The 25,028-nt window shown below is 71.1% G+C and carries 24 protein-coding genes; 13 read left to right on the top strand and 11 right to left on the bottom strand.

All coding sequences use genetic code 11. The features are described from left to right. The first annotated feature begins 19 nt into the window (after positions 1 to 19). The gene (hutH, locus tag IEY91_RS02525; RefSeq protein WP_189172786.1) at positions 20 to 1,558 is read left to right on the top strand and encodes a histidine ammonia-lyase; all 1,539 of its coding nucleotides are present in this window, start codon (positions 20 to 22) and stop codon (positions 1,556 to 1,558) included. 11 nt (positions 1,559 to 1,569) lie between these two features. Here the strand turns inward: hutH and IEY91_RS02520 are convergent, their stop codons facing one another. Then, positions 1,570 to 3,099, bottom strand: coding sequence for an APC family permease (locus IEY91_RS02520; protein ID WP_164321308.1), 1,530 nt, complete (start codon positions 3,097 to 3,099; stop codon positions 1,570 to 1,572). Positions 3,100 to 3,236: 137 nt separating this feature from the next. On the opposite strand from IEY91_RS02520, the gene IEY91_RS02515 reads away from it, so the two are divergent. After that, the gene (locus tag IEY91_RS02515; protein ID WP_189172621.1) at positions 3,237 to 4,433 is read left to right on the top strand and encodes an ROK family transcriptional regulator; all 1,197 of its coding nucleotides are present in this window, start codon (positions 3,237 to 3,239) and stop codon (positions 4,431 to 4,433) included. A 1-nt stretch (position 4,434) separates the two neighbouring features. Here IEY91_RS02515 and IEY91_RS02510 read toward each other — a convergent pair whose 3' ends face one another. Further along, positions 4,435 to 4,614 (bottom strand): DUF397 domain-containing protein, encoded by a 180-nt coding sequence (locus tag IEY91_RS02510; protein ID WP_189172620.1) that lies wholly within the window; start codon positions 4,612 to 4,614, stop codon positions 4,435 to 4,437. Positions 4,615 to 4,624: 10 nt separating this feature from the next. After that, on the bottom strand, positions 4,625 to 5,476 hold the full coding sequence (locus IEY91_RS02505; protein WP_189172619.1) for a DUF5753 domain-containing protein: 852 nt from the start codon (positions 5,474 to 5,476) through the stop codon (positions 4,625 to 4,627). A 176-nt stretch (positions 5,477 to 5,652) separates the two neighbouring features. Between IEY91_RS02505 and IEY91_RS02500 the strand changes: the two genes are divergently transcribed. Both IEY91_RS02500 and IEY91_RS41515 read left to right on the top strand, forming a co-directional pair. Beyond that, complete coding sequence (locus IEY91_RS02500) at positions 5,653 to 6,165, top strand: ATP-binding protein (protein ID WP_189172618.1); 513 nt, start codon at positions 5,653 to 5,655, stop codon at positions 6,163 to 6,165. Between the two features lie 177 nt (positions 6,166 to 6,342). Then, positions 6,343 to 6,534, top strand: coding sequence for a hypothetical protein (locus IEY91_RS41515; RefSeq protein ID WP_229696634.1), 192 nt, complete (start codon positions 6,343 to 6,345; stop codon positions 6,532 to 6,534). 10 nt (positions 6,535 to 6,544) lie between these two features. On the opposite strand, the gene IEY91_RS02490 is transcribed toward IEY91_RS41515, so the two are convergent. Beyond that, the gene (locus IEY91_RS02490; protein WP_189172617.1) at positions 6,545 to 6,868 is read right to left on the bottom strand and encodes an LPXTG cell wall anchor domain-containing protein; all 324 of its coding nucleotides are present in this window, start codon (positions 6,866 to 6,868) and stop codon (positions 6,545 to 6,547) included. 112 nt (positions 6,869 to 6,980) lie between these two features. On the opposite strand from IEY91_RS02490, the gene IEY91_RS02485 reads away from it, so the two are divergent. The 4 genes from IEY91_RS02485 (at position 6,981) to IEY91_RS02470 (ending at position 15,920) form a co-directional block, all read left to right on the top strand. After that, positions 6,981 to 7,352 (top strand): hypothetical protein, encoded by a 372-nt coding sequence (locus tag IEY91_RS02485; protein WP_189172616.1) that lies wholly within the window; start codon positions 6,981 to 6,983, stop codon positions 7,350 to 7,352. 238 nt (positions 7,353 to 7,590) lie between these two features. Next, positions 7,591 to 8,841: a L,D-transpeptidase gene (locus IEY91_RS02480; RefSeq protein WP_189172615.1), complete on the top strand. Its 1,251-nt coding sequence runs from the start codon at positions 7,591 to 7,593 to the stop codon at positions 8,839 to 8,841. A gap of 205 nt (positions 8,842 to 9,046) precedes the next feature. Then, complete coding sequence (locus tag IEY91_RS02475) at positions 9,047 to 12,412, top strand: S8 family serine peptidase (protein ID WP_189172614.1); 3,366 nt, start codon at positions 9,047 to 9,049, stop codon at positions 12,410 to 12,412. 151 nt (positions 12,413 to 12,563) lie between these two features. Continuing rightward, a complete protein-coding gene (locus IEY91_RS02470; protein WP_189172613.1) occupies positions 12,564 to 15,920 on the top strand; it encodes a S8 family peptidase in 3,357 nt (1,118 codons plus the stop codon). A gap of 44 nt (positions 15,921 to 15,964) precedes the next feature. Here the strand turns inward: IEY91_RS02470 and IEY91_RS02465 are convergent, their stop codons facing one another. Continuing rightward, positions 15,965 to 16,105 carry a Cif family virulence factor gene (locus IEY91_RS02465; protein WP_204328012.1) on the bottom strand — a complete coding sequence of 47 codons (141 nt, stop codon included), beginning with the start codon at positions 16,103 to 16,105 and terminating at the stop codon, positions 15,965 to 15,967. 25 nt (positions 16,106 to 16,130) lie between these two features. Here IEY91_RS02465 and IEY91_RS02460 point away from each other — a divergent pair, with 25 nt between their 5' ends. Further along, the gene (locus IEY91_RS02460; RefSeq protein WP_164321289.1) at positions 16,131 to 16,553 is read left to right on the top strand and encodes a winged helix-turn-helix transcriptional regulator; all 423 of its coding nucleotides are present in this window, start codon (positions 16,131 to 16,133) and stop codon (positions 16,551 to 16,553) included. Then, positions 16,550 to 17,338 carry a group II truncated hemoglobin gene (locus IEY91_RS02455; protein WP_189172611.1) on the top strand — a complete coding sequence of 263 codons (789 nt, stop codon included), beginning with the start codon at positions 16,550 to 16,552 and terminating at the stop codon, positions 17,336 to 17,338. Before IEY91_RS02460 ends, IEY91_RS02455 begins: the two co-directional genes overlap by 4 nt. Positions 17,339 to 17,345: 7 nt before the next feature. Here IEY91_RS02455 and IEY91_RS02450 read toward each other — a convergent pair whose 3' ends face one another. Then, positions 17,346 to 18,269 (bottom strand): helix-turn-helix domain-containing protein, encoded by a 924-nt coding sequence (locus IEY91_RS02450; protein WP_189172610.1) that lies wholly within the window; start codon positions 18,267 to 18,269, stop codon positions 17,346 to 17,348. 118 nt (positions 18,270 to 18,387) lie between these two features. On the opposite strand from IEY91_RS02450, the gene IEY91_RS02445 reads away from it, so the two are divergent. Both IEY91_RS02445 and IEY91_RS02440 read left to right on the top strand, forming a co-directional pair. After that, the gene (locus IEY91_RS02445) at positions 18,388 to 19,440 is read left to right on the top strand and encodes an NAD(P)-dependent alcohol dehydrogenase (RefSeq protein ID WP_189172609.1); all 1,053 of its coding nucleotides are present in this window, start codon (positions 18,388 to 18,390) and stop codon (positions 19,438 to 19,440) included. 191 nt (positions 19,441 to 19,631) lie between these two features. After that, positions 19,632 to 20,012: a VOC family protein gene (locus IEY91_RS02440; RefSeq protein ID WP_164321281.1), complete on the top strand. Its 381-nt coding sequence runs from the start codon at positions 19,632 to 19,634 to the stop codon at positions 20,010 to 20,012. A 22-nt stretch (positions 20,013 to 20,034) separates the two neighbouring features. Here the strand turns inward: IEY91_RS02440 and IEY91_RS02435 are convergent, their stop codons facing one another. The 3 genes from IEY91_RS02435 to IEY91_RS02425 form a co-directional block, all read right to left on the bottom strand. Next, positions 20,035 to 20,826 carry an alpha/beta fold hydrolase gene (locus IEY91_RS02435; protein ID WP_189172608.1) on the bottom strand — a complete coding sequence of 264 codons (792 nt, stop codon included), beginning with the start codon at positions 20,824 to 20,826 and terminating at the stop codon, positions 20,035 to 20,037. Positions 20,827 to 20,853: 27 nt separating this feature from the next. After that, positions 20,854 to 21,561 carry a peptide-methionine (S)-S-oxide reductase MsrA gene (gene msrA / locus IEY91_RS02430; protein WP_189172607.1) on the bottom strand — a complete coding sequence of 236 codons (708 nt, stop codon included), beginning with the start codon at positions 21,559 to 21,561 and terminating at the stop codon, positions 20,854 to 20,856. 83 nt (positions 21,562 to 21,644) lie between these two features. After that, a complete protein-coding gene (locus tag IEY91_RS02425) occupies positions 21,645 to 22,763 on the bottom strand; it encodes a hypothetical protein (protein WP_189172606.1) in 1,119 nt (372 codons plus the stop codon). Positions 22,764 to 22,896: 133 nt separating this feature from the next. Between IEY91_RS02425 and IEY91_RS02420 the strand changes: the two genes are divergently transcribed. Further along, positions 22,897 to 24,051 carry a cystathionine gamma-synthase gene (locus tag IEY91_RS02420; RefSeq protein WP_164321272.1) on the top strand — a complete coding sequence of 385 codons (1,155 nt, stop codon included), beginning with the start codon at positions 22,897 to 22,899 and terminating at the stop codon, positions 24,049 to 24,051. Between the two features lie 104 nt (positions 24,052 to 24,155). On the opposite strand, the gene IEY91_RS02415 is transcribed toward IEY91_RS02420, so the two are convergent. Both IEY91_RS02415 and IEY91_RS02410 read right to left on the bottom strand, forming a co-directional pair. Next, positions 24,156 to 24,410 (bottom strand): hypothetical protein, encoded by a 255-nt coding sequence (locus tag IEY91_RS02415; protein ID WP_164321269.1) that lies wholly within the window; start codon positions 24,408 to 24,410, stop codon positions 24,156 to 24,158. After that, positions 24,407 to 24,913 (bottom strand): sigma factor-like helix-turn-helix DNA-binding protein, encoded by a 507-nt coding sequence (locus tag IEY91_RS02410; protein ID WP_189172605.1) that lies wholly within the window; start codon positions 24,911 to 24,913, stop codon positions 24,407 to 24,409. The genes IEY91_RS02415 and IEY91_RS02410 overlap by 4 nt, the downstream gene beginning before the upstream one ends. Between the last annotated feature and the right edge of the window lie 115 nt (positions 24,914 to 25,028).

Here is a 25,028-nt window from a genome sequence, read left to right as displayed (position 1 = left end):
AGGCTCCCTGAATATGGATATGCAGACCGTGGTGCTGGGAACCACCGGCACAACCGCAGAGGACGTCGTAGCCGTCGCAAGACACAACGCCCGCGTCGAACTCGGCGAGGACGCCGTGACCGCCCTCGCCGCGGCCCGCGAGATCGTGGACGCGCTCGCGGCCAAGCCGGAGCCCGTCTACGGCGTCAGCACCGGCTTCGGCGCCCTCGCCACCCGGCACATCGGCCCGGACCTCCGCGCCGCGCTGCAGCGCAACATCGTCCGCTCGCACGCGGCGGGAATGGGCCCGCGCGTGGAGCGCGAGGTCGTGCGCGCGCTGATGTTCCTGCGCCTGAAGACCGTCTGTTCGGGCCACACCGGCGTACGCCCTGAGGTCGCGCAGACCATGGCCGATGTGTTGAACGCCGGCATCACGCCGGTCGTCCACGAGTACGGCTCCCTCGGCTGCTCCGGCGACCTCGCCCCCCTGAGCCACTGCGCGCTGACGCTGATGGGCGAAGGCGAGGCCGAGGGCCCGGACGGAGAGCTGAAGCCCGCCGGGGAACTGCTCGCCGCGCACGGCATCACCCCGGTCGAGCTCCGCGAGAAGGAGGGCCTCGCCCTCCTCAACGGCACCGACGGCATGCTCGGCATGCTGGTCATGGCCCTCGCCGACCTCGACACCCTTTACAAGTCCGCCGACATCACCGCCGCCCTCAGCCTGGAGGCGCTCCTCGGCACCGCCAAGGTGCTCGCCCCCGAGCTGCACGCCATCCGCCCGCACCCGGGCCAGGCCGCCTCCGCCGCCAACATGCTCGCCGTGCTTGCCGGTTCGGGCCTGACGGGCCATCACCAGGACGACGCGCCCCGCGTGCAGGACGCGTACTCGGTGCGCTGCGCCCCGCAGGTCGCGGGGGCGGGCCGGGACACGCTCAGCCACGCCCGCACCGTCGCCGAGCGCGAACTCGCCTCCGCCGTCGACAACCCCGTCGTGCTGCCCGACGGCCGCGTCGAGTCGAACGGCAACTTCCACGGCGCCCCCGTGGCGTACGTACTCGACTTCCTGGCCATCGCCGCCGCCGACCTCGGCTCGATCGCCGAGCGCCGCACCGACCGGCTGCTCGACAAGAACCGGTCGCACGGCCTGCCGCCGTTCCTCGCGGACGACGCGGGCGTCGACTCGGGCCTGATGATCGCCCAGTACACGCAGGCGGCGCTGGTGAGCGAGATGAAGCGCCTCGCCGTGCCCGCCTCGGCCGACTCCATCCCCTCCTCCGCGATGCAGGAGGACCACGTGTCCATGGGGTGGTCGGCCGCGCGCAAACTGCGTACGGCCGTGGGCAATCTGGGGCGGATCATCGCTGTTGAGTTGTACGCCGCCACACGCGCGATCGAGCTGCGCGAGGGCCTGACCCCGGCCCCCGCGAGCCGCGCCGTCATCGAGGCCGTCCGCAAGGCCGGCGTCGAGGGCCCCGGCCCGGACCGCTACCTCGCGCCCGACCTCGCGGCCGCGGACACCTTCGTACGCGAGGGTCGGCTGGTCGCAGCCGTGGAGCCGGTCACCGGGCCCCTGGCCTAGGGCCCCACTCCTCAGGCGCGCGGCACCGGCTCCGGCTCCGGTTCGTCCGGAGCCGGGCCGCCGCCGGGCCCCTCCTCCGCCGCCAAGTACTCCTCGCTGATCTCCCGCGGCCCGAACGGCCACACCTTCTCCCGGCGGGCCCACACCAGGAACGCCACGCAGCCGAGCGCGACCCAGGCCAGGGACCACTCGATGGGGTGGCGGCCCGGGGAGTTCTTGTCGGCGTAGCCGTAGATGACCAGCCAGCCCGCCAGGGCGATCAGGCTCGGGAGCGGGTAGAGCCACATGCGGTAGGGGCGGCGCAGGTTCGGCTGGCGGCGGCGCAGGACGGTCAGGGCGAGGATCTGGGCAAGGGCCTGCACCAGGACCATCACCGCCGTGAGGAGTTGGATCAGGGTCGCCAGGTCCGTGTGGCGGCCGAGCAGGAAGCCCGCCGACGTCACCACGCCCATCGTCGCGAGGCCGAGGGTGGGGAAGCGGTGGCGGGGGTGGAGCCTGGCGTACGGGCGGAAGAAGACGCGGTCGCGCGCCGCGTCGTACGGCACCCGGGAGCCACCGAGCAGGCCCGCGAAGACCGACGCGAACGCCGTGATCAGGATGAGGACCGTGATCACGTTCGCGGGGCCCTTGCCCCAGGTCTCCTCAAGTACCGCCGACGCCACGGACGTTGAGGCGATGTCGCCGGGGTCCGTCATGCGGTGCCAGTCGATGACGCCGAGCGTGCCGATCTGGAGCAGGAGGTAGATCGTCATGATGCCGAGGATCGAGAAGACGATCGCGCGGGGGAGTGTGCGGCCGGGGTTCTTGATCTCGGCGCCCATGTAGGCGGCCGTGTTGTAGCCGAGGTAGTCGTAGATGCCGATGGTCAGGCCGCCCGCGAAGCCGATCCAGAAGTGGTTGCTCGTCAGCTCGAAGGCGTCCGAGGGGTACGTGAACGCCATGTCCGCGTCGAAGTGCGTGAGCGAGGCGAGGATGACAAGGCCGACCGAGACGATCATGACGACCCACATCACCGCCGTGATGCGCGCGATGTGCTCGATGCCGCGCCACAGCAGCGCGATGACCAGGGCGATGACACCGAGCCCGATCAGGTCGCCGGTGGTCCGGCCCATGTCGGGCGCCAGATAGCCCAGGTACTGCACGAAGCCGACGATGCCCGTGGACATGCCGATGGGGATGAAGAGCATCGCCGTCCACACGAAGAGGAACGGCATCAGCCGGCCCGTGCGGTACTGGAACGCCTGCCGCAGATAGACGTAACTGCCGCCCGAGCCCGGCATCGCGGCGCTCAGCTCCGCCCAGACGAGCCCGTCCGCGAGCGCGAGCAGCGCGCCCGCCACGAACCCGGTCACGGCCTGCGGCCCGCCGAACGCCGCCACCATCAGCGGGATCGTCACGAACGGGCCGATGCCGCACATCTGGCTCATGTTGATGGCGGTGGCCTGGAAGGGGCCTACCCGGCGGACGAAGCCCCCTTCGGGAGAACCTTTGGGGGAAGGCGAGTTGGGCGGTGGGCGGTCTGCGGGCGGTGCTCCGGACATGGGGCCTCCTCCTCGACGTGGGCGATATAGTTAAGGAGGCTTACTTAGTGCGTCAAGGGGCCCGCCGGGAAAGGTTCGGTAAGGGGATCGGCATGGGGAACGGTCCGGTGTTCGGTCGTCTGCGGGAGGATGGCGGCATGCCCGTCCGACATGTGGGCGAGGTGTCCGCCGAGGGCCCCGCGCCGACCTGGAACCGCTCGCGCCTGCGCGCGGCCAACGAACGCCTGCTGCTCGACCGCCTGCGCGCCGGCGGCGCCGCCTCGCGCGCCCAGCTCGCCCGCGAGACCGGCCTTTCCAAGCCCACCGTCTCCAGCGCGCTCGCCGCCCTGGCGGAGTCCGGCCTGGTCCGCGAGGCGGGCACGCGCGCGCCCGAGCGCGGGCGGACGGCGGTGTTGTACGTCGCCGACCCCACCGCCGGACACGTCCTCGGCGTCGACGTCGGGCGCGGCTGGCTCCGCGTCGCCCTCGCCGACCTCGACGGCACGGTGGTGGAGCGCGCCGACGTACGCAACCGGGCCCGCAGCTCCGGCGCGCTCGTCGACCTGATCGCGGCCACCTGCCGCGAGGCCGTGGCCGGTTCGGGCGTCGGGGACGCGGCGGTCGTGCACGCGGTGCTCGGCACGCCGGGGGTGTACGACGCCGAGCGGCGCCGCGTTCGCTTTGCCAACCACCTGCCCGGCTGGGGCCGCGCGGGCCTCATCGACGGACTGCGCGCCCAGTTGGGCGGCGTACCGCTCGACGTCCACAACGACGCCAACCTCGCCGCCCTTGGCGAGTACACGTTCGGCGTCGGCGCGGGGAGCCGCCTCTTCGCGTACATCATGATCGGTACGGGCCTCGGCATGGGCGTGGTGAGCGAGGGGCGGCTGTTCACCGGGGCGCGCGGGGGTGCGGGTGAGATCGGCTTCCTGCCGTGGCCGGGGCGGCAGAAGCCGGACACGCTGGAGGACGCGGTGTCCGGGGTGGCCGTCGTCGAGGCGGCCCGGCGCTTCGGCATGACCGGCCAGCTCTCCGCGAAGATCGTCTTCGACGCGGCCCGAGCCGGAACTCCCGCCGCTCGCAAGGCGGTTGGCCTGGAGGTCGAACGCGTTGCCTACACGATCGCCGCGGCGGCCGCCGTCCTCGACCCCGACCTGGTCGTCCTCGGCGGCGGCGTGGGCCAGGGCCTGGATCTGGTCCTGGAACCGGTCCAGGAGACCCTGCGCACCTTGACCCCGCTACGCCCACGCATCGCGGCGAGCGCCCTCGGGGAGGACGCGGTGGTGCTCGGCGCGGTGGCCACGGCGCTGGGGCCGGCGCGGGGTGTGGTGTTTTCGCGGCGGGGTGGGGGCTAGTTCAGCTGGTTCGGCGCAGGGCGGTTATGAGGGCTTGGAGTTGGCGGGGGCCGGTGGTGAGGGTGACGTCCGGGGCGTCGCTTTCGCGGAGGTGGATGGTGCCGTCGGGGGAGGCGGCGACGTAAACGCAGTTCGAGGAGTCCGGGCTGTAGGTGGACTTCTGCCACTGGAGGTCGGTCATGGGGGCCTCGTCAGGTGCTCTGGGCGATGCGGTGGATGTGGTCGCGTGACTCCGCGGGGTCGAGTGCGCCGTCTTCCATGCGGTCGATCACCGAGCGGTACTTGCTCAACTGGGCGGACGCGTCCAGGAATTCGCAGCCATGATGCGTGTCCAGTTGAACCGTGTCGAGCTGCGGAACCGGCCCCTTGACGTAGTCGATGGGTTGTCCCGTGCCCGGGAAGCAGCCTTTGCCGAACGGGATGACCCGCACGGTGACGTGTTTCAGCTCGCTCATGTCGATGATGTGCTGGAGCTGATCGCGGATCACGGCAGGACCGCCGTATCCCATGCGCAGGGCCGACTCGTGGATGACGGCGCTGTAAGGGGGCGGGCTGTCGCGGTGCAGAATGCCCTGCCGTTTGACCCGGTGCGTGACGCGGTGCTCGATCTCGTACGGCCGCAGGGGCGGGACCGCCTGCTGGAAGAGGGCGCGGGCGTGGTCCGTGGTCTGTAGCAGCGCTGGAATGTGGACCACGAGGGCGGCGCGCAGGCCGACAGCATGGTGCTCCAGCTCGGCGAGGTCGATGAGCCCCACCGGCAGGTGCTCCCGGTACTCGTCCCACCATCCGCGCTTGCGGCCACCGGTCATCGCGGCCAGGGCGTCCACGAGTTCGTCGTCCCCGCAGCTGTAACTGCGTGCGAAGGTGCGCACCCGATCGGCGCTGACGGGGTACCGGCCCGTCTCGATGCTGCTGATCTGCCCCTGCTTGAGGCCCAGGCGGGCCGCCGCGGCCGTCGCCGTCAGGCCCGCGTGCTCGCGGAGCTTGCGCAGTTCGCTCCCCAAGCGCTGCTGCCGCAGCGTGGGGCTGGTGCTGGGCGGCACGTGTGCCCTCTCTCCTGGACCTGCCTCGCGGTCACTCACACGAGGGAAAAATGAAGCGTCACGTCAGTTCGGTATCAAGTATCACATCAACTGCCCTACGGTGGTGCCCACTTCGCTCAACCAGCCCCCGGCGTCAGCCGGATGAGCACCGTGCCCCCACCTCCCAGGAGCCAGCCATGGCCACCGTATCCCCGCCGCAACCCCCAACTCCCGCCCCCGCATGGACGTACGCCCTCCACCTCCCCCACGACCCCCGGTCGCCCCGCATCGCCCGAGCCACCCTCCGTACCGTCCTCTCCGCCCACGGCCTCTCCGTACTCAACGACGTCGCCGAGCTGCTGACATCGGAACTGGTCACCAACGCCTACCGGCACAGCCGCGGCCCCGCCGCCCTGCGGCTGCGCGAGCTGGACGGCGGGCGCGGCCTGCGCGTCACGGTGTGGGACACCGACGCGCACATCCCGCCACCGTTCGACCGGGGCGAGCGGGGCCGGTGCGGGGCCCTACGGCCGGTCCCGCCCACCCCGGCAGGGGAGGCCGACGGCGGCCGGGGTCTGTTCCTCGTGTGTCACTACGCGCACGCGTGGGGCGGCTACCTGCTCGGGGACGACCTCTTCGGCCGGGGCGGAAAGCTGCTCTGGTTCGAGCTGGGGGCCGGTCGGCCCGGCGAATGGGCGGTCGCGGCGTGAGCGCAGTGATCCAGCCCTCCCCGGGCGAAGCCTTCGAGGACATGCTTCGCCTCGTCGAGGAACTCAATACACCTGACGGCTACAAGGCCGAGCTCATCCGGGGGAAGATCGTCGTGTCGCCGTGGTCCAGGTTGTGCTGCAGGAAGCCGATACAAGCTTGATACGTACGGGCGTGTGGTGCCCGTCTACCTCGTCCTCGACATGCAGGCGGAGGAGATCACGGCCTTCTGGGGCCCGTCGCCGAAGGGGTACCGGTCCCGCACCACGGTGCGGTTCGGGGACACGCTGCACATTCCCGAGCCCTTCGCCTTCGACCTGGACACGGCCGACTTCGCCGCCCCGGCCACCGGGGCAACGGCCCCCCAGTAGCCGCCCCCGGCTACCCCTCCGCCCCATCCCGTCGTACCGAGTACAGAACGAACCCCGCCCCCAGCCCGAGGAACGCCGTCCCCCCGGCCACGTACGGAGTCGTGTCGGTGTCCGCGCCCGAGTCGGGCAGGTGGGTGGCGGTGGCCGTCTCGTGGGGCGGGGCGGCCGCGAGGTGGGAGGGGGCGGCTGAGGTGTGGGAGGGGGCGGTCGAGGTGTGGGAGGGCGCGCCGGCCGGGGCCGGCGATGCTGTTGCCTTGGCGGAGGGGACGAACCACAGGGCGCCGAGCAGGGCCCCGGCTGTGGCTGCGGTCAACAGCGTGCGACGTGCGGTCATCGGGAAACGGATCCCCCTTGTGGAGCTGGCGAATTGGCCGTCTGGGGCGAGCCTAGTGAAAGGCGCGGGTCGCGGGAAAGCTGCGGCGGGAGGGCGCCGTACGCTCCGGCTTATGAGTGCAGACGAGACATCACGCTTTGTGCGCCTCCGCGTCGAATTGGTGGTCGAGGTCGACGGCTCCGAGGAGTTGCGCGGCACCGCCCTGGCCCGCATCGCGGAGGACACCCACATGCCCGACGACGAGCGCGCCCACGCCCGCGCCGCCGTGCGGGAGGACGACGCGGAGGCCCTCGCCTACCTCGTCGACCCCGTCGATCTGATCGGGGACGTGCCCGGAGTCGAGCTGACTCAGGCCTCATGGAGCAGCGAAGTGATCGATTACGATCCCGATTCGCCGGATTGGGACCCGGACGAGGATGATGGCGCCGAGGACGACGACATGCACGGCGCCGCCGAGTACGAGGAGGTCGGCGCCAAGCCCTAGTCGCGGTGGCGCCGACAGCGTCCCGGGAAGCTCCATAGGAATTCAGGGGCCCCGGGCGGCAACCGCCGCCCGGGGCTCAGTCGTCTCCTGGATGCGCGGTCGTCCCGGCCGTACCGCCGACGTGGCGTTCCCCACATCTTCGGCGGAAATGGAACGGGACGCACCGGCAAGGCGTTAGGCGGGGATGCGGGGGGACCCGCGGGGTCTTGGGGATTCGGCGACGATGGAGAAGCGTGTAATGACGGACAGTAAGCGGCGCAGGGGTCTGATGGCCGTGTCCGCCCTGGTCGGCGGGGTGCTTGTGCTCTCCGCCTGTAGCGACGACGGCGGCGACAAGGACGGCTCGGGCAGCGGCAAGAAGTCGCAGAACCAGGTCGACGAGGCAGCGGCGGAGAAGACCTCCGAAGCCAAGATCGCGATCGCGCCGAAGAACGGCTCCGACAACGCGGGCATCAACAAGGACGCCAAGGTCACCGTGAGTGAGGGCACGCTCACGAGTGTCGTCATGAAGGCGGAGGGCGGCGCCGCCGTCGCGGGCGACATATCCGCGGACAAGAAGAGCTGGCAGCCCGGCGGCCAGCTGGAGCGCGCCACCACGTACAAGATCGCGGTGACGGCGAAGGACTCCGAGGGCCGCAAGGCGCACGAGAACTCCTCGTTCACCACCGTCTCGAAGGCCAACAGCTTCATCGGCAGCTTCACGCCCGAGGACGGCTCCAAGGTCGGCGTGGGCATGCCGGTGTCGATCAACTTCGACAAGGCGATCAGCAACAAGAAGGACGTGCAGTCCAAGATCCAGGTTTCGTCCAGTAGTGGTCAGGAAGTCGTCGGGCACTGGTTCGGGGGCAACCGGCTCGACTTCCGGCCCCAGGACTACTGGAAGGGCAACTCCACGATCACGCTGAAGCTCAACCTGGACGGCGTCGAGGGTGCCGACGGGGTCTATGGGGTTCAGCAGAAGACCGTCCAGTTCAAGATCGGCCGCAACCAGGTCTCCGTCGTCGACGCCAAGACCAAGCAGATGAAGATCATGCGGGACGGGAAGGTCGTGAAGACCATTCCGATCTCCGCCGGCGCGCCGGACAACAAGACGTACAACGGCAAGATGGTGATCTCCGAGATGTTCAAGGAGACCCGGATGAACGGCGCCACCGTCGGCTTCACGGACAGCGACGGCAAGGGTGAGTACGACATCAAGGACGTGCCGCACGCCATGCGCCTGTCCAGCTCCGGCACCTTCATCCACGGCAACTACTGGGGCTCGTCGTCGATCTTCGGCAACGTGAACACGAGCCACGGCTGCATCGGCCTGCGGGACGCCAAGGGCGCGAACGACAAGTCGACGCCGGGCTCCTGGTTCTTCGAGAACTCGATCACCGGTGACGTCGTGGACGTACGCAACACCGGCGACAAGGTCATCGCCCCGGACAACGGCCTGAACGGCTGGAACATGAGCTGGGCCGAGTGGAAGGCGGGCTCGGAGGTCTGACCGGCGAGCGCCTCTGGCCTGTGTGAAGTGGCCCGTACCCCACAGGGGTGCGGGCCACTGCCGTGTCCGCTGTGTTGCGGCACCATGTTGAACCGGCCAACAACACCAACTCTGCACTTCCGTCCCATAGTTGAACAGATATCGTCCCCTTCGACATGCTGCGTGACTCAGAGCTTTCACCTGAGGGGGAAACTTGCTCGGACAAGTGCGGAAAGCCCAAAGACCGGTCACCGCGCGGCGCGCGGCCGCGGCCGGTGTCGCCACCGCCGCCGCCGTGGCGCTCGCGGCGGGCATGACCAGCCCGGCGCAGGCGGACCCGGACCCCGTCCGCCCGTCCGGCGCGAACGCGGACGAGGTCAGGGTGCCGGTGCGCCACCACATCACCCTGCTCACCGGCGACCGCGTCACGGTCGGCGCCTTGGGGCGGGTCACCGCGTTCGACCCCGCCAAGGGCCGTGAACGCATACCCGTGCGGACCAGCAACCGCGACGGGCACACGCTCGTCATACCCGCCGACGCCCAGCGCCTGATCGCCGACGGCACGCTCGACCAGCGGCTCTTCGACGTCACGGAGCTGAGCAAGAAGGACAACCGCACCGCGCAGAAGCAGGGCCTGAAGGTGATCGTCGCCTACAAGGGCGCGGCCGCCGGAGCCAAGGCCGAGGTGCGCGACGCGGGCGGCACCGACGTACGCCGCACCCTCAAGACCCTCAACGCCGACGCGGTGACCACCCCCAAGCGGGACGCCGCCAAGCTGTGGCAGGCCCTCACCGCCGAGCGGGCCGGGGCGCGCACCACCGCCTCCGGTATCAGCCGCGTCTGGCTGGACGGCGTGCGCAAGGCCACCCTCGACAAGAGCGTGAAGCAGATCGGCGCGCCGAAGGCCTGGGAGTCCGGGTACGACGGCAAGGGCGTGAAGATCGCCGTCCTGGACACCGGCGTCGACGCCACCCACCCCGACCTCAAGGACCAGGTCGTCGCGGCGGAGGACTTCACGCCCTCGCCCGACACCAAGGACCGCGTCGGGCACGGCACGCACGTCGCCTCGACCGCGGCGGGCACCGGCGCCAAGAACGCCGCGTACAAGGGCGTCGCGCCCGGCGCCAAGATCCTCAACGGCAAGGTGCTCGGCGACACCGGCTCCGGCGACGACTCCGGGATCATCGCGGGCATCGACTGGGCCGCCGCCCAGGGCGCCGACGTGGTGAACCTGAGCCTCGGCGGCGGCGACACCCCCGGCGCCGACCCGCTGGAGGCGGCCGTCGACAAGGTCTCGGCGGAGAAGGGCATCCTCTTCGCCATCTCCGCGGGCAACTCCGGCTCGCCCGGCTCCATCGGCTCGCCCGGCAGCGCGGACTCGGCGCTCACCGTCGGCGCGGTCGACGACAACGACAAGCTCGCGGACTTCTCCAGCGAGGGCCCGCGCGTCGGCGACGGCGCGATCAAGCCCGACGTGACGGCGCCCGGCGTCGACATCACGGCGGCCGCCGCGCCCGGCAGCGAGATCGAGAAGGAGGTCGGCCAGAACCCCGAGGGCTATCTGACGATCTCCGGTACGTCGATGGCGGCCCCGCACGCCGCCGGCGCCGCGGCGCTGCTCAAGCAGCAGCACCCGGACTGGAAGCAGCCCGAGCTGAAGGGCGCGCTCACCGCGTCCACGAAGGCGGGCAAGTACACGGCGTTCCAGCAGGGTTCGGGCCGTATCGCCGTCGATCAGGCCATCAAGCAGACCGTGATCGCCGACCCGGTGTCGGTGAGCTTCGGCACCCAGCTGTGGCCGCACACCGACGACAAGCCCGTCACCAAGAAGGTCACCTACAAGAACCTCGGCAAGGAAGAGGTCACCCTCGACCTCACCGCCGAGGCCAGCGACCCGACGGGCAAGCCCGCCCCCGAGGGCTTCTTCACCCTCGCCGCCAAGAAGGTGACCGTCCCCGCGGGCGGCACCGCCTCCGTCGACCTCACTGCCGACACGCGCCTGGGCGGCGCGGTCGACGGCGCCTACTCCGCGTACGTCGTCGCGAGCGGCGGCGGCCAGAGCGTCCGCACGGCCGCCGCGGTCGACCGCGAGGTCGAGTCGTACGACCTGACGGTCAAGCACATCGGCCGTGACGGGCAGCCGGCGAAGTACTACAGCACGGGCCTGTTCGGCATCTCCGGGCTCGGCGCGGAGCAGTCCATCCCGGTGCAGGACCCGTCCGGCACCGCCAAGGTCCGTGTCCCCAAGGGCGGTTACGTCCTCGACTCCGGCGTGTACGTCGACCCGCAGGACATCACCAAGGGCGCCGACTGGATCTCGCAGCCGAAGCTGGACGTCACCAAGGCGGCCACGGTGACGGTGGACGCGCGCACCGCCAAGCCGATCGACATCTCCGTGCCGTCCTCGGCCGTCAAGTCCGAGTTCGCCGCGCCGTCGTACGAGGTCACCGCGGGCGACGACGCCTACGGCTTCGGCTGGTGGCTGGACGCGTACACCGGGCTGCGCAGCGCGCACCTCGGCCCGCAGGTCACCGACGGCTCGCTGCTCCAGAAGTTCGAGGGCCACTGGTCGCGCGGCGAGAAGGCGGAGTACAGCACCGTCGCGGGCGGCGTCGTCAAGAAGCTCGCGACCGGCTACACCAAGGACTACAAGGAAGCCGACCTCGCCACCGTGAAGGCGGGCCTCGGCGCGTCCTCCAGCGGCAAGACCGCCGCGATCGCCGCGTTCGGCAGGCTGCCCGGCAGCTTCAGCTCCACCGGCATCACCGTGCCGCAGAAGGCGCCGAGCACCCGCACTCTGTACGTCTCCACGGCCGACAAGGTCACCTGGAGCCTGGAGTACGAGCAGCGCGCCGGCACCGACCCGGACGGCTGGCCGATCGTCGACGCCTCGTACACGCTCGGCAAGCCGCAGGCGTTCACCGGCGGCAAGACGTACACGAAGACGTTCAACACGGCCGTCATCGGCCCGCGTATCGGCGGCGACTACGGGGTGGTGCGCGAGGGCAACAAGATCGCGGGCTTCCTGCCGGTCTTCGCCGACGGCCAGACGCACGCGGGCGGCTCGACGACCACCTCGGTGAAGACGACGCTGGCCCGCAACGGCACCCAGATCGGCGAGAACGACGACCCGCTGACCGGCGACAAGCCGTTCACGGTCCCCGCCGGTGACGCCGAGTACAAGCTGGCCACGTCCGTGAAGCGCAGCGTCGCCGTGTCCGCGGCCTCCACGCGGGTCGACGCGAGCTGGACGTTCCGCTCCAAGAAGACGGACGCCGCCACGAAGCTCCCGGTCTCCGGGGTGCGCATCAACGCGGCCGTCGGCCTCGACAGCCGGGCCCCCGCGGGCAAGAAGCAGTCCGTGCCGGTGACGGTGCAGGGCGCGGCGGCGGGCGCCAACCTGAAGTCGCTCTACGTGTACGCCAGTTACGACTACGGCCAGCACTGGGGAGAGCCGCTGAAGGTGACGAACGGCAAGGTCGAGGTCACCAACCCGGACAAGGGCAAGGCGATCTCGTTCCACGCCAAGATCACGGACAAGAAGGGCAACAAGTCCACGGTCTCGATCTACAACGCGTATTACGGGAAGTGACCTTCCCTCCGCGGGAACTGCGCCTGTTCCTGCGGACAGTTGAAGGAGTGTGAGGAGCGGCTCCCGAGGCCTGACGGGCTTCGGGAGCCGCTTCTTGTGTACGCGACTCGCATGCGAGGCAAGGCACACACTTCGACTGCAGGGGGAAATCTTGCGTCAGCACAGGAAGAAGGCGTACGCGGTGGCGGTTGCCGTCGCGCTGGGGGCGGGGGTGGTCGGGCCCGCGTCGGCGGGGACGGACGGCGGGGCGGACTCCCGGGGCCCCGGACGGGCGCCCGCGCAGGCCGGGTCCCCGCACCGCGCACAGCTCGGCCCCGCGCACCGCCTCACCCTCGTCACCGGCGACCGCGTCACCGTCGACTCCAAGGGCCGCATGATCGGCTTCACGCCCGCCAAGGGGCGCGAGCGGATACCCGTGAGCACCCGGACCGTGCGCGGGCACGCGCTGGTCCTGCCGTACGACGCCGAGCGGCTCATCGCCGAGGGCAAGGTCGACCAACGGCTCTTCGACGTCACGGAGTTGACGAGCAAGGCGAACCGGAAGGCCCAGGGGAAGGGTCTGAAGCTGATCGTCGGTTACAAGGGCACCGCGCGCGGCGCCAAGGCCGGTGTCCGCGCGGCCGGTGACACGGCGGTCCGCCGCACCTTCTCGTCCCTGAACGCGGACGCCGTGACCACGCCCAGGAAGGACGCGGCGGCGCTCTGGAAGACCATCACAGGCGGCAAGCGGGGCAATCGCGGCATCGCGTCCGGCGTCAGCCACGTCTGGCTGGACGGGACACGGAAGGCGAGCCTCGACAAGAGCGTCAAGCAGATCGGGGCGCCGAAGGCCTGGCAGGCCGGGCTCGACGGCAAGGGCGTGCGGATCGCCGTCCTTGACTCGGGCGTCGATGCCACCCACCCGGACCTGAAGGGCCGGATCGCCGACGAGAAGAACTTCACCGCGTCCCCCGACGCCAAGGACCGCGTGGGGCACGGCACGCACGTCGCGTCGACCGCGGCCGGCACGGGCGCGAAGTCGGGCGGCAGGTTCAAGGGCGTGGCCCCCGGAGCCGAGGTCCTGAGCGGCAAGGTCCTCGGCGACGACGGCTACGGCAGCGACTCCCAGGTCATCGCGGGCATGGAGTGGGCGGCCGCGCAGGGCGCCGACGTCGTCAACCTCAGCCTCGGCGGCGACGACTCCGTCGGCGTCGACCCGCTGGAGGACGCCGTCAACAAGCTCTCCGCCGACAAGGGCGTCCTGTTCGCCGTCGCGGCGGGCAACGAAGGCCATCGGGGCTCCGTCGGCTCGCCGGGCAGCGCGGACGCCGCGCTCACGGTCGGCGCCGTCGACGGCAAGGACAAGCTCGCGGACTTCTCCAGCGAGGGCCCGCGCGTCGGCGACGGCGCGGTCAAGCCGGACGTGACGGCGCCCGGCGTCGACATCACGGCCGCCGCCGCGCCCGGCAGCGAGATGGAGAAGGAGCTCGGGCAGAAGCCCGAGGGCTATCTGACGGCGTCCGGTACGTCGATGGCGACCCCGCACGTCGCGGGCGCCGCCGCCCTGCTCAAGCAGCGCCACCCGGACTGGAAGGCGGCCGAGCTCAAGCGGGCCCTGACGTCGTCCGCGAAGGCGAGCAAGTACACGCCGTACCAGCAGGGTTCGGGGCGTATCGCCGTGGACAAGGCCGTCGATCAGACGGTGGTCGCCGACCCGGTGTCGCTGAACTTCGGCGCGCCTAAGTGGCCGCACACCGACGACAAGCCGGTCGCCAGGAAGGTGACGTACAGGAATCTCGGCACGAAGGACGTCACCCTCGACCTGTCGGTGACCGCCACGGACCCGAAGGGGCGCCCGGCTCCGGACGGCTTCTACACGCTCGGCGCGAAGAAGGTGACGGTGCCCGCGGGCGGGCGCGCGACGGTCGGCCTGACGGCGCACACCAGGCTCGGGGGCTCGGGGCGCGGTACGTACTCCGCGTACGTCGTGGCGAAGGGCGGCGGCCAGACCGTGCGCACGGGGGCCGTGGTGCAGCGGGACGGGGAGTCGTACGACGTGACGTTGAAGTACGTCGGGCGGGACGGCAGGCCCGCGAAGTACTTCTCGTCCGGCCTCTTCGGCCTGACGGGGCCCGCCGCCGAGGAGCTCTTCTTCCTCAGCGACGTGTCCGGCACGGTCAAGATCCGGGTGCCCAAGGGCGGTTACTACCTCGATACGCAGATCTACGGGGACCCCGACGACACCGCCAAGGGCGTCGACTGGCTCGCCCGGCCGAGGCTGAACGTCACCAAGGACATGACGCTGAAGCTGGACGCGCGGGTGGCGAAGCCGGTGGACATCACGGTGCCCGACAAGGACGCCAAGCAGGTCCTCGCCTATCCCCAGTACGTGGTGCGGGAAGGCTTGCAAGAGGGTGTGTTCGTCGAGTCCTACGCCCATCTGCGCACCGCACACCTCGGGCCCGAGGTCACGGACGGCTCGCTGGTTCAGCAGTGGTCCGGGTCCTGGGTCAAGGGCGACGACGAGCAGTACGACATCCTCGTCGGCGGCAAGGTCGAACGGCTCGCGACCGGCTACGCCAAGCACTTCAAGGACAGCGAACTCGCCACGGTGAACGCCCGGCTCGGGGCGTCGGCCGACGGCAAGAAGGCCGTGGCGACACCCACGGGATGGCTGCCCGACGGCAGCGGCCGCGGCTCCGGCTGGTCCGTCCCGCAGCAGGCCCTCAGCACGCGCAAGTTCCACCTGTCGACGGCCGACAAGGTGCAGTGGGACACGGACGTCGACCAGGTGATGGAGGATGAGGACGGTGGGCTGACCTCCGAAGCGACGTACTTGGTCCACCCGCCGGCGACGTACAAGGCGGGCAGGACCTACACCAGGACGTTCAACACGGCCGTGTTCGGACCGCGCATAGGCGGTGACCTGGGTATCTACCGCGAGGGCAACGACATCACCGGCTCCCTGCCGGTGGTCGCCGACGGTGACGGGCACGAGGGGGAGTCGGACTTCTCCTCGGTGCGGACGACCCTGCACCGCGACGGCCGCAAGATCGGCGAGAACAAGGACCCGCTGACCGGTGGCGAGTCCTTCAAGGTCCCTGCGGCGGACGCCGAATACCGCCTGTCCACGTCGGTGCGGCGTGACCCGCGCGTGGCGCCCGTCTCGTCCCGCGTCGACGCGAGCTGGACGTTCCGCTCCAAGAAGGTGCGGAAGGAGACCCTGCTGCCCGCGTCGACCGTCCGCTTCACGCCGAAGGTGGGCCTGGACAGCCGGGCGCCCGCGGGGGCGACCCGGTCCGTGCCGGTGACGGTGCAGGGCGCCGCCGCGGGCGAGAACCTCAAGTCCCTTTCCGCGTACGTCTCCTACGACAAGGGCCGCACCTGGAAGAAGGCCGCGGTGCGCGACGGGAAGATCTCCGTGACGAACCCGGCGAAGGGCAAGTCGGTCTCGTTCCGGGCGAAGGTCGAGGACAAGAAGGGGAACAGGGCGACGGTGGCGATCTACGACGCGTACTTCGGGAAGTAGCCGTTCCTAATCGTTCCCGCGCCCGGCGCCGAAGGGACTGTCGATCACATAGCGCCAGTACCCGTCGGCGCCGCGGCGTCCGGCTCGTACAGCTCGCGTACGGCGTCCGCGTCGCCGCTGTTGAAGCGTTCGGCGAACGCCGACGGGACGTCCTCGGGGCGCTGGGGCAGGATGAAAGTGCTCATGAACGGCACAGTAGGAGGAGCGCTCGTGGCTCACCGAACGGTAAGGAACGTGCTCGCGGCCCCGCGGGAGCCGCACCCTGGCCTGCCCGACGACCCCCGTGCCCGTGTCACCGCGCCGAGTCCCGACTGCCCCGTCGAGGTCACCTTGGCGGCACTGCGGGGGCGCTGGACGACGCTGGTGGTGCGCGAACTGCTCGCGAGTGACGTGTACGCGTACAGCGAACTGGCCTCCGCGCTACCGCAGTTGTCCGACAAGGTACTTGCGGAGCGACTGACGCAGCTGACCGCCGCCGGGGTGATCCGGCGCAAGCGTACGCCCGGCTGGCCGCCCACCGTCACCTATGAACTCACCCCGCACGGCAGGGAGCTGGGTCCGGTGCTCCAGGCTCTCTGGGACTGGGGCACGGCCGCTGCCGCCGCGACGACCGAGGAAGCCGGCACCCCATGAGCAACCACACAGTGGAGTACATCCGCTACCGCGTCCCCGCCGACCGCTCCGCGGAGTTCCTGGCCGCGTACACCCGCGCCGCCGTGCCGCTGGCCGCGGCCCCGCAGTGCGTGGACTACGAACTCACGCGCTGCGAGGAGGACTTCGAGCACTTCATCCTGCGCATCACCTGGACGTCCACGAAGGACCACCTGGAGGGCTTCAGATCGTCGGAGCACTTCAGGGACTTCTTCGCGCACATCCGCCCGTACGTCGAGAACATCGAGGAGATGCGGCACTACACGCCCACCTCGGTGCGCGGCTCCGGGGCCGCCACGCCGACGCTGTACGCGTGGGCGGGCGGCGAGGAGCCCTTCGCGCGCCTGACGGAGGTCTTCTACGAGAAGGTCCTCGCGGACGACCTCCTCGCCCCGGTCTTCGCGGGCCTCGCCCCCGAGCACGCGGCGCACGTCGCCCAGTGGCTCGGCGAGGTCTTCGGCGGCCCGGCGGTCTACTCCGAGGAACACGGCGGCGACGACGGCTCCGGCGCCCACGCCCACATGGTCGCCAAACACTTCGGCAAGGGCATCACCGAGCCCCAGCGCCGCCGCTGGGTCAACCTCATCCAGGACGCGGCGGACGAGGCGGGCCTGCCCACGGACGCCGAATTCCGCTCGGCGTTCGTGGCCTACATCGAATGGGGCACCCGCCTCGCCCTCTACTTCTCGGGCCCGAACGCCGCCCGCCCCACCGGCCAGCCGGTACCGCTGTGGAACTGGGGGGCGGCGCCGCCGTACCAGCCCTGATCCCCGGCTAGGACACCCCGTGCCGTGCGGAGTCCGCGGCGTCCGCACCCCAGCTCGCCAGGAGGCGCAGGCCCTCCGACGACGGGGAGCCCGGCTCCGCGTGGTATGTCACCAGGGACTGTTCCGAGTTGTCCTGGAGGCGCATCGTCTCGAAGGAGAGGGTCAGTTCGCCGACGAGGGGGTGACGGAGGTGCTTCACTCCGTGGCCCTTCTCGCGGACGTCGTGGGTGGCCCACAGGCGCCTGAACTCCTCGCTCTTCACGGAGAGTTCGCCGACCAGGGCGGAAAGGAGCGGGTCGTTGGGGTAGCAGCCCGCGTCCATGCGCAGGAAGCTGACGATGTCCGACGACTTCTGCTCCCAGGTGTCGGCGAACAGCTCCCGCATGTGGTCGTCGAGGAAGACGAGCCGCGCCCAGTTCCGCTCCTCGGCCGGCAGCCGCCCCCAGTCGCCGAACAGCGCGGCCGCCATCCGGTTCCAGCCGAGGATGTCGGACCGCCGCCCCACCACGTACGCGGGCACGCCGTCCATCGCGTCCAGGAGCTGCGCCACCGCGGGCCGCAGCTTCTGGGCGCGCGGGACCCGCTTCTTCTTGTGCGCGGCAGGCTTCGCCAGGTGCATCAGGTGCGCGTGCTCGGCGTCGGTCAGGCGCAGGGCGCGCGCGATGGCGTCCAGGACCTCCGCGGACACGTTCCGGCCGTTGCCCTGTTCCAGCCGGGTGTAGTACGCCACGGACACCCCGGCGAGCTGCGCCAGCTCCTCGCGGCGCAGGCCCGGCACCCTGCGGTGCCTGCCGTAGCTGGGCAGGCCCACGTCGTGCGGCTGCAGGCGGGCCCTGCGGGTGCGCAGGAACTCGCTCAGCTCGGCACGGCGGTCCAGGCCCTCCGGGGGCGGCTCCGGGGGCTGCGGGCCCCGCGGGGCGTTCTCGTCCATGCGTTCCAGTATTCAGGGTCGTACGCGGATGAGCCTGATACCAGTGGTGGTAGGACCGCCCGACGTAGGCACAACGGAGGGCTGGGTGGCCCTTTCCGCAGGTGACAGCCTCGTGGACATGACCGCACAGACCCAGAATGTCCCCGCGTACGCCGCGGCCTCGGCCAAGGCCCCGCTGGAGCGCACCACCATCGAGCGCCGCCCCGTCGGCGCCTCCGACGTACTGATCGACGTCAAGTACGCCGGCATCTGCCACTCCGACATCCACCAGGCCCGCGACGGCTGGGGCGAGGGCATCTTCCCGATGGTGCCCGGCCACGAGATCGCCGGAGTCGTGGCGGAGGTCGGCGCGGACGTCACCAAGTTCAAGGTCGGCGACCGCGTCGGCGTCGGCTGCATGGTCGACTCGTGCCGTGAGTGCGAGAACTGCGAGGCGGGCCTGGAGCAGTACTGCCTCAAGGGCAACATCCAGACGTACAACGCCCTCGACAAGAACGGCGAGCCCACCTACGGCGGCTACTCCACCCGCATCGTCGTCGACGAGGCCTTCACCCTCCGCATCCCCGACGGCCTCTCCCTGGACGTCGCCGCGCCGCTGCTGTGCGCGGGCGTCACCACGTACTCCCCGCTGGCCCACTGGAACGCGGGCCCCGGCAAGAAGGTCGCCGTCGTCGGCCTCGGCGGTCTCGGCCACATGGCCGTCAAGATCGCGCACGCCATGGGCGCCGAGGTGACCGTCCTGTCGCAGTCCCTGCGCAAGAAGGACGACGGCCTGAAGCTGGGCGCCGACCACTACTACGCGACCAGCGACGACGCCACCTTCGCGCAGCTCGCCGGCAGCCTCGACCTGATCGTCTCCACCGTCTCGGCGCCGCTGCCCCTCGACAAGTACCTGGGCCTGCTGAAGACGGACGGCGCGTTCGTCAACGTGGGCGCCCCCGAGGAGCCCGTATCCCTGAACCTCTTCTCCCTGATCGCCGGCCGCAAGACCCTCGCGGGCTCCGGCATCGGCGGCATCCAGGAGACCCAGGAGATGCTGGACTTCTGCGCCGAGCACGGCCTGGGCGCGGAGATCGAGCTGATCCCGGCCTCGCAGATCAATTCGGCGTACGAGCGTGTCCTCGCGAGCGACGTGCGCTACCGCTTCGTGATCGACGCGGCGACGATCTGATCGCAGGCCCGTTCCGGGTGTCCGGAAATCGCCTGGGACCAGCGGCCTAGGGCGCAAAGCGCACGGCCGCAGGGCCCGGTGACCGATGTCGGTGCGGGGCGCACGGATCTAACGTTCTCGGTGTCGGACAGAGCGGCCGGTCACCACCGGCCGGACATGTCACCAGGCCAGACACCGAGGAGGTCCGCACGATGACCATCGAGCTGAACCACACGATCGTCGCAGCCGCCGACAAGAAGGCGTCCGCGCAGTTCCTCGCCGACATCCTGGGCCTCGAAGTCGGCCCGCAGTACGGCCCGTTCATCCCCGTGACCATCCCCAACGGCGTCACCCTCGACTACTTCGAGGGCGACGGCGGCCCGATCGCGCCGCAGCACTACGCGTTCCTCGTCTCCGAGGCGGAGTTCGACGCGATCTTCGGCCGCATCAAGGACCGGGGCCTCACCTACTGGGCGGACCCGTACCACAAGCGGGAAAACGAGATCAACACCAACGACGGCGGCCGCGGGGTGTACTGGAACGACCCGGACGGCCACAACCTGGAGATCATCACGCGGCCGTACGGGGGCTGAGGGTCCGTACGGGGGCCGAGTGCTAGGCCCGCAGGAACTTGAGCACCAGCGGTGTCGCGACGTCCGCGAACTCCTCGAAGTACGCGTGCCGGGCGCCCGGCACGAGCCGCGCCCGTGCGTCCGGGATGCGTCCGGCGAGGAGCGGGGCGTTGGCGGCCGGGTTGAACGTGTCGTCGCCGCCGTGCACGACGAGCGTCGGCGCGGCGATCCGGGGCAGCGCGTCCCACGCGTCGTGCCGGGCGCTGGCCCGCAGATGCCGGCGGCGGGCGTACGCGGGCATCGAGGGATCCCCGAGCGTGTGGAACTCCGTACGCCCGGTCGCCTCCTGCGCGGCGATCCACCCGGGTGTGTACATCAGCTCCATCAGCGCCCGCCGCGCCGCCCCCGGATCCCCCTGCGCGAGCGCCCGCCGCACCTCGGGCCCCCGCTCGACCCCGTGCGGCGCCCCCGGCGACGTACACCCGAGCACGAGCCGCTCGACCCGCTCCGGATACTCGGCGGCAAGCCACTGCGCGACCCGCCCGCCCATGGACGTCCCGTACACATGGGCCCGCCCGATCCCCGCGTGATCGAGCACGGCCGCGACATCGTCGGCGAACCCGCGCGTGCTGTACGTGTCCGTATCGGGCCGACCGCTCTCCCCGACCCCACGCCAGTCGACGGTCACGACCGTGTACGCGGCGGCGAAGTCCCCGACGACCGGGTCCCACCACCGCATGCTGTTGGACTGCCCGCTCAACAGCACCAACGGCTCGCCGGAGCCTTGCAGTTGGTAGTGGAGGGCGGTGCCGTCGGGGGCCTGGGCGTGGGGCACGGGGGTTCTTCCGGTCGGGGGTCGGCCTTAGTTGGTGGTTTCCGGTGCGGGCGCGATGCCCGTGGGGCAGGCGCGGCCCCAGTTCGTCTCCGACGGGTGGCTCAGTTCCACGCCCGTGCCGCCGATGCCGCAGTAGCCGTCCGGGTTCTTGTCCAGGTACTGCTGGTGGTAGGGCTCGGCCGGCCAGAAGGTGCGGGTGTCGGCGGGGAGGACGGTGGTGGTGATGGTGCCGTGGCCCGCGTGGGTGAGGACCTGCTGGTAGGCGTCCCGGGAGGCGGTGGCCGCGGCTTCCTGGGTGGGGTTGTGGGTGTAGATCGCGGAGCGGTACTGGGTGCCCACGTCGTTGCCCTGGCGGAAGCCCTGGGTGGGGTTGTGGGACTCCCAGAAGAGCTTCAGGAGCTCCGCGTACGTGACCTTGCTCGGGTCGAAGACGACGCGCACGGCCTCCGTGTGGCCGGTCAGGCCGGAGCAGACCTCTTCGTAGGAGGGGTTCTGGGTGAAGCCGCCCTGGTAGCCGACGAGGGTCGTCCAGACGCCGTCGGTCTGCCAGAACTTGCGCTCCGCGCCCCAGAAGCAGCCAAGGCCGAAGTCCGCGACCTCCAGGCCCTCGGGGTAGGGGCCCAGCAGCGCGTTGCCGAGCACCGTGTGCCGCGAGGGGACCTCGAACTCGGGCGTCTCGCGGCCCTTGAGGGCCTCCTCGGGGGTGGGGAGGACGGGCGTGCGGCCGAAGATCATGGGGTTTCACTCCTTGTGGCGGGCCTGGGCGGCGGCAAGTAGCTAGAACGCCGGGGCGGGGCCCGGCATTCCTGCCGGTCAGGTCAGTGCGGCAGTGTCGCCGGGCTGCCGCCGTTCGCCTCGTAGCCCGCGACCGCCAGGGCGCGGTAGACCGCGTAGTCCGCGGCGGGGTCGGGGGACAGGGTCCAGGGGAGGGCGCCGACGTGGCCGTCGACGTGCACGATCTGGTTCATCGCCTCGCCCCAGCGCTCGCAGCGGACCAGGAAGAAGACCAGGAGGTGGCGGACGTGGGCCAGCATCGGGTCGTCCGGGCGTGCGGAGTGCACCGCGAACTGGGCGCCCTCGATCGCCTTGGTCACGACCTCGCTCTGGTAGAACCCGCGCACCAGGTTCACCTCGGGCAGGTGCTCGTACACCGCGAACAGCGGCAGCGCCGAGAGCAGCGAGCCCTTGGGGGCGCGGGCGGCGGCGGCCTCCGCGAAGGCGTACGCCTCCTCGCGGGTTCCGTGCCACTTCTCGCACCAGTAGTGCAGCGCCGCCAGATGCGCGCCCATGTGCGCGGGCGCGCGGTCCAGGATCTTCAGCCATAGCTGCTCGAACTCCGCGCGCTGATAGGCGAGGCCGCGGGCGATCGACAGCTCCACGATGTACGGAATGGGGTCGCCGGGGGAGAGGAGGGCCGCCTGCGAGCAGGCCTCCTTCGCCTCCTCCAGGATGATCCGGAACTCGTCCGTCCCCGCCGTCGCCGATCGCCAGGCCTGCTGCACCAGGAACTCCGCGTGCACCGCCGCGCCGCCCGCGTCCTTCGGCGCCTCCGCCCGCCACACCCGCAGCCACTGCCCGCCAGGCGTATCGCTCACGCCGCCCGGCCGCTGCTGCAGCTCCAGGGACGCGGCGCCCGCGAAGGCCTGCACGCGCTGCCAGCGCTGCTCGCCGTGCACCTCCGTCCCGGCGAGCAGCTGCGACGCGGCGCGCCAGTCCTGCGTGCGCTGCACCAGGTCGAGGACCTCCAGGAGGTCGGCGTCCGGGCCCGGCATGCGGATGTCCAGCTCCTCCTGGAGCGCGAAGCCGTAGTTCGCCGGGTCCGCCGCGTCCGGGGCGCCCGGGTGCACCTGCCGGATTCCGCCGCGCCTGCGCAGCAGGTACGGCCCGAGCACCGCCCCGATCATCACCACTGCCATCAGGACCCAGAGAATCTCCATACGTACAAGCGAACCAGACGCCTGTGACAATTGGCCAACCTGGCCGCCTCGGCCGGTCAACCTGCCCGCGCCCGCCCGCGCCCACCGCTCCCCGCCCGGCCCCCGCCGCCGTCCCCCATTACGCTCAGGCCGCATGAGTGACTCGCACAGCAGCCAGAGCTTCGAGACCGTCGCCATCCACGCGGGCAACACCGCCGACCCGCTGACCGGCGCCGTCGTCCCGCCCATCTACCAGGTGTCCACGTACAAGCAGGACGGAGTCGGCGGACTGCGCGGCGGCTACGAATACAGCCGCAGCGCCAACCCGACGCGCACCGCGCTCGAGGAGAACCTCGCCGCCCTCGAAGGCGGCCGCCGCGGCCTCGCCTTCGCCTCCGGCCTCGCCGCCGAGGACTGCCTGCTGCGTACGCTGCTCGGTCCCGGTGACCATGTCGTCATCCCCAATGACGCCTACGGCGGTACGTTCCGTCTGTTCGACAAGGTCGTCTCCCGGTGGGGCGTCGAGTGGTCGGTCGCCGACACCTCCGACCCGGCGTCGGTGCGGGCCGCGATCACGCCGCGCACGAAGGCCGTGTGGGTGGAGACGCCCTCCAACCCGCTGCTCGGCATCACCGACATCGAGGCCACCGCCCAGATCGCCCGTGAGGCGGGCGCGCGGCTCGTCGTCGACAACACCTTCGCCAGCCCCTACCTCCAGCAGCCGCTCGCCCTCGGGGCGGACGTCGTCGTGCACTCCCTCACGAAGTACATGGGCGGGCACTCCGACGTCGTCGGCGGCGCGCTCGTCGTCGACGACGCCGATCTCGGTGAGGAGCTGGCGTACCACCAGAACGCGATGGGGGCCGTGGCCGGCCCGTTCGACTCCTGGCTGGTGCTGCGCGGCGTGAAGACGCTCGCCGTACGCATGGACCGGCACAGCGAGAACGCCACGCGGATCGCCGACATGCTCACGCGCCACCCGCGCGTGACGAAGGTTCTCTACCCCGGACTCGAATCCCACCCGGGCCACGAGATCGCCGCGAAGCAGATGAAGGCGTTCGGCGGCATGGTGTCCTTCCAGGTGGAGGGCGGCGAGGCGGCGGCCGTCGCGGTCTGCGACCGCGCCAAGCTGTTCACCCTGGGCGAGTCCCTCGGCGGCGTCGAGTCCCTCATCGAACACCCCGGCCGCATGACCCACGCCTCCACCGCGGGCTCCGCCCTGGAGGTCCCCGCCGACCTGGTCCGCCTCTCCGTAGGCATCGAGTCGGCGGACGACCTCCTGGCGGACCTGCAGCAGGCACTGGGCTAAGCGCGCCCTGCGCTGAACGGTTCGGGCAGCCCAGGCTGATCCCTCCTCCCGCCGGTGTCACCGCCGTCCGGAAGGCCATGGTCGGCCTGGGCTGCCTTCATGGGTCACCAGCGAGTGAGCGGTGGCGTGGTGCGGGACGGTGGCTCCACCCAGGGCTGGGCCTCCGCGGCCCAGATGGTGAAGGCCACCACGGCGGCGAGCAGCACCACCCACAGCAGCCGCCGCGCCAGCGTCCGCCGCCGCAGCATGCGGCTTCCGCGCCGCACGGCGTCCCCGTGCAGCTCGGGCGGCACGGAGGACGGCCCCCCGGCGTCGAGGAGCTGTCGTACAACGGCTTCGCGGCGTTCCTGCTGGCTCACGACGAAGCCGCCTTCCCGAGCGCCCCGGGCGGCACAGGGGGAGCCGAGGAGGAGGGAGCAGGCCCCCGAGGGGGGTGGAGCACGGCGGTGACGGCCCGCGCGCACATCGTGCGCACCCGCTCCACGGGCAACCCGAGCAGCGCCGCGGTCTGCTCCTCGGCCACGCCTTCGTACAACCGAAGGACCAGCACGATCCGCTCCTGCGGCGCGAGCCGGGAGAGCAGCCCCCCGTCCCCGCGGCCCCGCCGCCACGCCCCGCGCGCGTAGCGGACGACGAGGACGGTACGGGTGCGGTCGTACGGGTCCTCGCCCCGCAGCCGGTCCCATGAGGCGTACGTGGCCGCGAGAGCGGCCGTGAGCAGCGCCCGCGCGCGCGGATTGGCGTCGGCCCGCTCACCGGTCAGCAGCGTGGCGGCATGCAGAAGACGCCCTGCCGCGCCCGCGACGAACGCCTGGAACTCCCGGGCGCGGCGGGCCTGTTGATCGGCCTGCCGCTCTCGCACCGCGCCTCCCGCCCTACGGCATAGAGGGACCCGGTTTCATCTGAGGCCAGGCACGGCGCCCAGGTCAAGAGCCCTGCGCGAGCGGACACCCTCGCTCGGGGTCCGCCCGTCGCCC

It is taken from the genome of Streptomyces lasiicapitis (genome assembly GCF_014646335.1).
GTDB classification, from domain to species: Bacteria; Actinomycetota; Actinomycetes; order Streptomycetales; family Streptomycetaceae; genus Streptomyces; species Streptomyces lasiicapitis.
Note: the sequence above shows the minus strand (reverse complement) of the source record. Positions and strands in the feature narration are given on the sequence as shown.